Consider the following 9,024-nt stretch of genomic DNA (forward strand, 5'->3'; position numbering starts at 1 on the left):
AGCCTTTATTTAAAAGCGAGTTCTATTTTTCTTTTATAAGAAAGTTTTACGTTAAAAAAATTAAAATATATAAAAAAGTTATTAATAAACATTTTTAAAATAGAAAAACTGTTTAGTTAAATACTTAGGATTAATTAACATTTATGAAATTGTATAAATTAAAGAGAGGAAAAAATCACATGGATAAAAAGGGAATTGTATTTGGTGCTGGGTTAAGTGGGCTTGGTGCTAAGGAATTGCTAGAAAAAAATGGATATGAAGTGTATTTGATAGATGATAAGGTTGCAATGCCATCGGCAGAGGGAATAAGACTTTTGAATGAGGAAAAGGTTGAATTCATAGTAAAAAGTCCTGGGATTCCTTGGAAGGCAGAACTTTTGAAAGTTGCCAAGGAAAAAGGTGTTAAGATTATTTCAGAAATTGATTTGGCTTATAAATATGTGGATAAAAATATAAAAATTATTTCGTTCACTGGGACAAATGGAAAAACTACTACATCTACTAAAATGGCAGAATTACTTAACTTTGCTGGATTTCGTGCAAAGCTTGCCGGGAATGCAGGTTTTTCATTTGCAAAACTGGTGGCTGATGAAGAAGAGCTGGATTATATTGTGCTGGAGCTTAGTAGCTACCAATTGGAAAATAATCCGCAAATTCATTCAAATATCGCTGGAATAATCAATTTAACTCCAGATCATTTGACACGATATAATTCGGTGGAAGATTATTATATTACAAAGTTTGCAATTTTTGATAAGCAGACAGATGATGACTTTGCATTGATTAATCTGGATGATGAAGTTTTTGCAGAACTGTATGAAAGAAATGAGATAAAGGAGAAAATAAAGGCTCAAAAAGTATATTTGAGTAAAGAAACAAAAGGTACAGTTTTTGTTTATGAAAATAATATTCGTATAATGAAGGATTTGAGTAAACGGGTTGATGAAATTCAGAATTTTGGTGAAAAAATTGATGAAATTTCAGAAATTTTGTTAAAAACTGAAGAATTGTCATTAAAAGGTAGACATAATTTGGAAAATATGTTATTTTTGATAAGTTCAGCAAAAATATTAAATGTAAAAAATGAAAAATTAGCTGAATTTTTAAAATCAACGAATGCTCTTGAACATAGGCTTGAAAACTTTTTTGTGAAAGGAAATACAACGTTTATTAATGATTCTAAGGGAACAAATGTAGAATCAACATTAAAAGCAATTGATTCATTTAATAATTCGATTATTATGATTCTTGGTGGAGATGATAAGAAAATTGATAATATGCCTTTGATTGAAAGAGTTAAGGAGAAAGTTGACTTTGTCTATTTAATTGGAGATAATGCTCAGATTTTAATTGACGGTATGGAAAAGATTGGATATAAAAATTATAAAAATTTAGAAACAGTTGAAAATGTACTAAATTACTTGAAGGAAAATGTGGATTTCTCACAAAATCAGACAGTACTGTTTTCACCTGCAACATCAAGTTTTTGCCAATTTAAGAGTTTTGAACATAGAGGAAAAGTTTTTAAGGAATTGACACAAAAAATTATAGGAAAATAATTTTTATTTTTTAGAAAAAAATGTAATTTAGGAGAAAAAATTGAACAGTAAAAAGATATTGGGAACAGCATTTATAGTAGTAATTTTAATACTTTCTGCATTGAGTATTATAACAATGGCAAGCCTTAGTTTTCCAAAGGCACAAAATGAATATGGAGAAGCATCTTATTTTTTGTTAAGGCAAACAATATGGCTAGTTATAGGCTGGGGAGGATTTATTTTCACAGCCAATCTTAATTATAAAAAATACAGGGAAATAGGAAAATATCTATACGGAACAGGAATTATTATGCTTGTTATGGTACTAGTAATAGGAAAAACTGTAAATGGGGCAAAACGTTGGATTGACCTTGGAATGGGAGTAGTTATACAGCCTTCAGAATTTGCAAAATTAATACTGATTATTGTACTTTCGGCTCTTGTTTATAATTTTAAAACCCGAAATAAAATAAAAAAATTTCCTTGGGAAACAAGTTTAGTTTTAATGATAACTACTGGAATATATATAATTCTTGTCTTTTTTGAAAAATCATTTAGTAATACAGCTCAAATTGCTATAATTGGTTTTACCTACTTACTTGTTTCAGAAATAAAATTTTCAGTAATTGGCTTTTATGCGATATTGACTGGAATTGCAGGATGGTTTAGTGTGATGAAAGTAGGATATAGGGCAAGCAGAATTGCGGCACACACTTCAAAAAATATTGGATTTCAGACATCACAATCATTAATAGCCATAGCTAACGGTAGACTTACTGGAAAATTCTATGGGAATGGATTGCAAAAGTACGGATTTCTTCCAGAAATACACACGGATTATATTTTTTCAGGATATGCTGAAGAAAATGGATTTTTAGGAGTAGTATTTTTATTAGGGTTGTATGCTGCTTTACTAGTAATAATTGGAGTTGCTTTGAAAAAAATAAAAGATTTATATGCAAAATATCTTTTAGCTGGAATTTTTATGATAATTGCAACGCAAGTAATTGGAAATGTAGCAGTTGCGAGCCAGTTAATACCTTCTACAGGGATTCCGCTTCCAATGATGAGTTATGGAGGAAGTACAATGATAGCTGTAATGATGATGCTAGGAGTCGTCTACAATATAATAAGAGCTTTGTATAAGCAGGAAATGGGAAGCAAGTTGGATGAACTGAATGAAATTGATTACATGATGTAAAAAAATATAATGAGAGGTAAAATAAAACAATGGAAAAAGTAGTATTTACTACAGGAGGAACAGGTGGACATATTTATCCAGCCTTGTCAATCGCAAAAAAAGTTAGAGAAAAAGGTATAGATACATTATTTATTGGGACAAAACATAGAATGGAAAAAGATATTGTTCCAAATGAAAATTTTAGATTTATAGGACTTGACGTGTTGCCATTAAGAAGTGTTAAATCAGTAATTAAAATGATAACGGCAACAATAAGTGCAATAAAATTGCTAAAAAAAGAAAAACCTACAAAAATTATAGCATTTGGAAATTATATAACAATACCAGTGTTAATAGCAGCTAATGTGCTACGAATACCGTATTATCTGCAAGAACAGAATCATACCATGGGGCAGGCTAACAAATGGTTTTATAAAGGTGCAAAGAAGGTATTTATTGCTTTTGAAAATACGCTTGAAAGCATTAAGGAAAAATATAAAAGTAAATTTGTTGTGACCGGAAATCCGTTAAGAGAAGAGTTTTATGGGAAAAATAAGCAGGAAGAAAGACAAAAACTTGGAATAAAAGATGATGAAAGAGTTATTCTTGTTATAGGTGGAAGTCTTGGAGCTAAGAATATAAATGAAGCTATTGTGAAAAAATGGAAAACAATAACAGAAGATGGAAGAATACGATTGTTCTGGGCAACTGGAAAAGATAATTATGAAGCATCGACTTATAGAATAAGAGATTTTGGAACAGCAGTAGTTGAGCCATATTTTGAAAATGTTCCGGAGCTGATGGCAGCTTCTGATATTGTAATCTGCCGTGCTGGAGCTTCTACAATTTCTGAACTTATTCAGCTTGAAAAACCATCAGTATTGATTCCATATGATTTTGTTGGACAAAAAGAAAATGCAGATGTACTGGAATATGTAAATGGTGCAAAAATATTTACAAATGAAACAGTAGAAAAAGCAATAGACGAAACATTATCAATAGTGCGTCAGGCCTCAATGCTGGAATTTATGAGTGAAAATGTAAAAACATTGAAAAAAGGTAATTCAGCAGAAATAATAGTAAATGAAATGGGAATTAAATAAATTAAGGAAAAGAAAATTTGGAGGAAATTATGCTAATAAAAGTGAATAATGTATACTTTAGCGGAATAAACGGAATTGGGATGAGTGGACTTGCAAAAATTTTGGCAGCAGATGGATTTAATGTGGCAGGTTCAGATTTGGAAAGAAAGTCTGTAACACAAGATATGGAAGATATGGGAATAAAAGTTTATATTGGACAAGTAGAAGAAAATGTGAAAGATAAAGGAATAGATTTGTTTGTATATTCAACAGCGATTAAGGAAACAAACCCTGAATATAAATATATTGTAGATAATAATATAAAAAAAGTCAAAAGGGGAGAATTGCTTGCTGAAATAATGAATAGATTTGATGGAATTGCTGTAGCAGGAACTCATGGAAAAACTACTACAAGCTCAATGATGAGCGTGGCACTTTTGGAAAAGGATCCGTTTATAGTGGTTGGAGGGATTATTCCAGAAATAAGCAGCAACAGCCAGATTGGTAATTCAGAATATTTTATTGCCGAAGCTGATGAAAGCGATAATTCATTTTTGTACATAAAACCCAAATATTCTGTTGTAACAAATATCGAAGCTGATCACTTGGATCATCATGGGACTTTTGAAAATATAAAGAAATCATTTGAACAGTTTATTGATAGTACAGAAAAAATAGCTATACTTTGTAAAGATACAGTTGAAAAAGTTGGTCTTAATATAAAAAATAAAAATGTAGTATGGTATAGCATAAAAGATGAAACAGCTGATATTTATGCTAAAAATATAAGAGTAGAAGATGGAATAACAAGTTTTGAGGTTATAAAAAAAGGTGAAGATTTAGGAACATTTAGTTTGAGCATTCCTGGAAACCATAATGTTGCAAACTCACTTCCAGTGATTTACTTTGCTCACGAGTTTAAATGTAATATGAAAAAAGTAAAAGAGAGAATCTTTAAATTTAAAGGTGCAAACAGAAGATACCAAGTTATTTATGACAATAATTTGAGAATAATTGATGATTATGCACATCATCCAACAGAAGTAAAAGTAACAATTAATGCCGCACATAATACTGAAAAAGGTAAAGTAACTGTAATTTTCCAACCTCACCGATACAGCCGTACAAAATTTTTCTTCGATGATTTCGTAAATTCATTAAAAGATGCCGATGACTTGATTTTACTTCCAATTTATGCGGCAAGCGAAGACAATACTTATGGCGTAAGTTCAGAATTACTTGCAGAAAAAATCGGAGGGAATGTCAGAGTACAAACTCAGGAAGAAATAGAAGACATTATAAAAAATGACAGAAATAGTGGAAATACATATGTGTTTATGGGAGCTGGAAGTGTATCAAGGGTAGCTCATGAGATTGCCGATGACTTGAAAAAGATGGAAATTGACGGTTAGAATAACTAATATTGCAGAATAACTGAAATTTTTATATAAAGATTCGTAGAAAGTGAGAATGAAATAAGAATGGAAATAATAAAAAATGCCAAGATGAAGGAATATTCAAATATGAAAGTTGGCGGAACTGCAAAAGAGCTTATTTTCATAGATGATAAAAATGAATTAAAGGAAGTTTTACAAACTAGAAATAATATTTTTCTTTTAGGAAATGGAACAAACACTCTTATTAATGATGGAAATTTAGATATAAATTTTTTATCGTTAAAAAGATTAAAAAAAATAGTAGTTGAAGAAAAAAAAGGTGACTATGATTTGGTAAGAGTGGAAGCTGGATTGGACTTGGATGATTTGATAGATTTTATGGAAAAAAATAATTATTCAGGGCTAGAAAATATTACTGGTATTCCAGGATCTGTGGGTGGTCTTGTAAATATGAATGGCGGTGCTTATGGAACAGAGATTTTTGACTGCATTGAAGAAGTGGAAGTTTGTAAAAATGATGGAGAAATTGTAAAAATTAAGACAACGGACTTGAACTTTAAATATAGAACCACTGAAATAAAAGAAAATAAATGGATTGTAATCTCTGCCTTGTTTAAATTTGGTTTTGGATTTGATAAGGCTGCCTCACAGGACAAAAGGGAGCAAAGAAAAACAAAACATCCATTAGATTTACCAAATTTAGGAAGTACATTTAAAAATCCAGAAGGTACATTTGCGGCAAAATTAATTTCAGATGCTGGTTTAAAGGGATATAGAGTTGGAGATGTGGAAATTTCGCCAAAACATCCAAATTTTGTTACAAACTTGGGAAATGCAACATTTAATGATATAATTTCAGTTATTGAACACGTAAAGGAAGTAGTTTTTGAAAAATTTGGAGTAAAATTAGAAACAGAAATTATCGTCTTAAAAAGTTAATTATAAATAATTTTACTATTAAATTAAAATAAATTTATGTTAATATATTGAATAAAATCAAAAAAAAGTGTATAATAATAGAAAAAATGGAGTTTTAATATGAAAAAGTCGATTAATGTATTGATTTTGTTGTGTTTATTAGCAGGAATGATGTTTTTTGGTAAAAGATTTATTGATACAGACTACTTCAAAGTTCAGGAAGTTTTGGTAGAAGGTCAATCTAAATTACTAAAACAAGATATCGTAACTCAACTTGAACAGATGAAAGGCAAAAATATTGTATATTTAAATACTGATGAGATTGAAAAGAGGATAAAAGCTGATGTAAGAGTAAAAAAAGTATCAGTAAAAAAACTTTTTCCAAGTAAAATTGTGGTCACTTTAGAAGAGAGAGAACCTTATGTATATGTGAAAAAAGGAGATGAAACATTTTTAGCAGATAAAGATTTAAATATATATGGTGATATTTTAGAAGAACCAGCCAAAAATATCCCTGTAATAAATTACACAAATGATGAAAGTTTGAAAGAGATAAAAACGATACTTTCTAAAATACAAAATAAAGATTTTTATGCTATGATTTCAGAGATAAGACAATCTGAAAAAAATTATGAAATACTTCTTACTAATAATGTAAGAATAATAACAGATACATTAGTTACAGAAAAAAAATACAATGATGCATACAAATTATACGAAAGACTAAGAAAAGAACGTCCAGTAATCTCTATGGATTTGAGATTTATAGATATTGTTGTGAAATCGTAAAAAAAAGGAAAGGAGAAGCTACTTTAAATAAGTTATAATAATCATAAGTAGCAAAGAAAAAATGGATAACTTTAGTAATGCAGCGAAACTGAAAGTAGTAGGAGTAGGTGGAGCAGGTGGAAATGCAATAAATGATATGATTGAGAGTAATATAACAACTGTTGATTTTATAGCAATAAATACAGATCAGCAAGATTTAGACAGATCAAAAGCACCTATAAAAGTACTTTTAGGGAAAGGAATGGGTGCTGGAGCAGATCCTGAAAAAGGTAGAATTGCCGCAAAAGAATCTGAAGAAAAAATAAAAGAAGTGCTAGAAGGTACAGATATGTTATTCATAACAGCTGGAATGGGTGGAGGAACAGGAACAGGAGCTTCTCCAATTATTGCTGAAGTAGCAAAAGCAATGGGGATTTTAACTGTAGCTATTGTAACAAAACCATTTGGATTTGAAGGACCATTAAAGAAAAATAACGCTGCAATAGGTATTGATAATTTACAAGAAAATGTAGATACTTTGATTGCTATTCCTAATGATAGATTATTTGAGATACCTGGAATGAATATTTCATTAATGAATGCTTTTAAAGAAGCAAATGGAGTTCTTAAAATGGGAATAAAGGGTATTTCTGACTTGATTACAAAGCAAGGAATTGTAAATTTGGATTTTGCAGATGTAAAATCTATTATGCAAAATTCTGGAATTGCAATGTTAGGATTTGGAGAAGCAAATGGCGACGAAAAAGCTAAGAGTGCAACAGCTCAAGCATTAAACAGTCCATTACTGGAAAAATCTATCGAAGGAGCAAGAAAAATTCTAATAAACGTTACAGCAGGACCAGATATTGGATTACAAGAAATTCAAGAAGTTGCACAAACAATTTCAGAAAAAGCTGGACATGACAAAGCTAACTTGTTGTGGGGTTATATTATGGAACCTGAATTAGAAGGAACAATAAGTGTATCACTAGTAGCAACAGACTTTGAAGAAGAATTTTTGACAGCTGATAATTCAAATACAATTAGGTTTGCTCCATCTGAAGAAAAAGAAGAAACAGAAAATGATACTAAAGAAAATCTTGAAGAAAATGATTATCAAGAAGAAGATAATTATGAAAAAGAAGAAGATGATATTGATTTTGTATTACCACCATTTTTTGAAGAGTAATTATTAATAAAAATAGTCTAGTATGATTAAAGTTATTTAAATATATTCGATATTTTTGAAAATGACTTGATTTTATTGGACTTTTTTGGTATAATAATAAGACCTGCTCTATTTACAGAAGTAGGGCTAAAAAGCCATAGGAAAGGAGAAAGAAAATGAGAAATTACGAAATTATGTTTATTTTGTCTACACAATTGACAGATGAAGAAAAACAAGCTGGAGTTGAATTTGTAGAAAAAACATTGACAGCTGCTGGAGCAACTGAAGTTAAAACAGAAATTTGGGGAGATAGAAAATTAGCTTACCCAATTAAGAAAAAAGAAAATGGATACTATGTTTTAACAACATTCCAAGCAGATGGAACTAAATTTACTGAAATCGAATCAAAATTAAACATTAACGAATCAATTTTAAAATACATGATTGTTAAAAATGACTAATTTAAAATAGCGTTATTATAAGAGGGTTAAACTTATAAAAATTTGAGGTTTTGTTATTTTAAATGTTAAAAATATTAAAATAGGGGGAAAATTTATGAACGTAGTAATACTGATGGGAAGAATGGTAAGAGATCCTGAGTTAAAATATACTTCAGGAGGGAAAGCATTTGCCAATTTTACATTAGCTGTACAAAAAACAAAAGATGAAGCAGAATTTATTGATTGTACTGTTTGGGAAAAAACAGCAGAAACTATTGCAGAATATTTTAGAAAAGGAAATAAAATTCTTGTTCAAGGAAGATTAAATGTAAGCAGTTACGAACAAAACGGTGAAAAAAGAAGAATGACAAGAGTTGTTGTAAATAGTTTTGAATTTATTGAAAATTCAGGTAATGGTGGAGGATACCAACAACAGCAGACTTTTAACAATAATAACAGCAATAGCAAACCAGTACAAAATAATTCATTTGAAAATGATAACGATGATATGGATGACGATGAAGAGTTTCCAT

Annotated in this window: 9 protein-coding genes; all 9 read left to right on the plus strand. The window is 29.8% G+C overall.

From position 1 onward, the window contains the following. Positions 1-179: 179 nt before the first annotated feature. Positions 180-1,559 carry a UDP-N-acetylmuramoyl-L-alanine--D-glutamate ligase gene (gene murD / locus Q0370_RS00605; protein WP_299570670.1) on the plus strand — a complete coding sequence of 460 codons (1,380 nt, stop codon included), beginning with the start codon at positions 180-182 and terminating at the stop codon, positions 1,557-1,559. Positions 1,560-1,599: 40 nt separating this feature from the next. Further along, the gene (locus tag Q0370_RS00610; protein WP_299570672.1) at positions 1,600-2,739 is read left to right on the plus strand and encodes an FtsW/RodA/SpoVE family cell cycle protein; all 1,140 of its coding nucleotides are present in this window, start codon (positions 1,600-1,602) and stop codon (positions 2,737-2,739) included. 29 nt (positions 2,740-2,768) lie between these two features. Next, positions 2,769-3,821 (plus strand): undecaprenyldiphospho-muramoylpentapeptide beta-N-acetylglucosaminyltransferase, encoded by a 1,053-nt coding sequence (gene murG, locus Q0370_RS00615; protein WP_021744606.1) that lies wholly within the window; start codon positions 2,769-2,771, stop codon positions 3,819-3,821. A 29-nt stretch (positions 3,822-3,850) separates the two neighbouring features. Beyond that, positions 3,851-5,212 (plus strand): UDP-N-acetylmuramate--L-alanine ligase, encoded by a 1,362-nt coding sequence (murC, locus tag Q0370_RS00620; RefSeq protein WP_299570681.1) that lies wholly within the window; start codon positions 3,851-3,853, stop codon positions 5,210-5,212. A gap of 69 nt (positions 5,213-5,281) precedes the next feature. Continuing rightward, positions 5,282-6,136, plus strand: coding sequence for a UDP-N-acetylmuramate dehydrogenase (gene murB, locus Q0370_RS00625; RefSeq protein WP_299570684.1), 855 nt, complete (start codon positions 5,282-5,284; stop codon positions 6,134-6,136). Positions 6,137-6,235: 99 nt separating this feature from the next. Beyond that, positions 6,236-6,904 (plus strand): FtsQ-type POTRA domain-containing protein, encoded by a 669-nt coding sequence (locus Q0370_RS00630; protein WP_299570687.1) that lies wholly within the window; start codon positions 6,236-6,238, stop codon positions 6,902-6,904. Between the two features lie 61 nt (positions 6,905-6,965). Beyond that, positions 6,966-8,072 (plus strand): cell division protein FtsZ, encoded by a 1,107-nt coding sequence (ftsZ, locus tag Q0370_RS00635; protein WP_147004737.1) that lies wholly within the window; start codon positions 6,966-6,968, stop codon positions 8,070-8,072. Between the two features lie 155 nt (positions 8,073-8,227). Then, entirely contained in the window at positions 8,228-8,512 is a 285-nt protein-coding gene (gene rpsF, locus Q0370_RS00640) for a 30S ribosomal protein S6 (RefSeq protein ID WP_021744601.1), read from the plus strand. A 94-nt stretch (positions 8,513-8,606) separates the two neighbouring features. Continuing rightward, a partial coding sequence (locus tag Q0370_RS00645; protein WP_299570691.1) for a single-stranded DNA-binding protein occupies positions 8,607-9,024 on the plus strand: 418 nt, incomplete at its 3' end.

The organism is uncultured Leptotrichia sp. (assembly GCF_938036635.1).
GTDB lineage: Bacteria > Fusobacteriota > Fusobacteriia > Fusobacteriales > Leptotrichiaceae > Leptotrichia > Leptotrichia hongkongensis.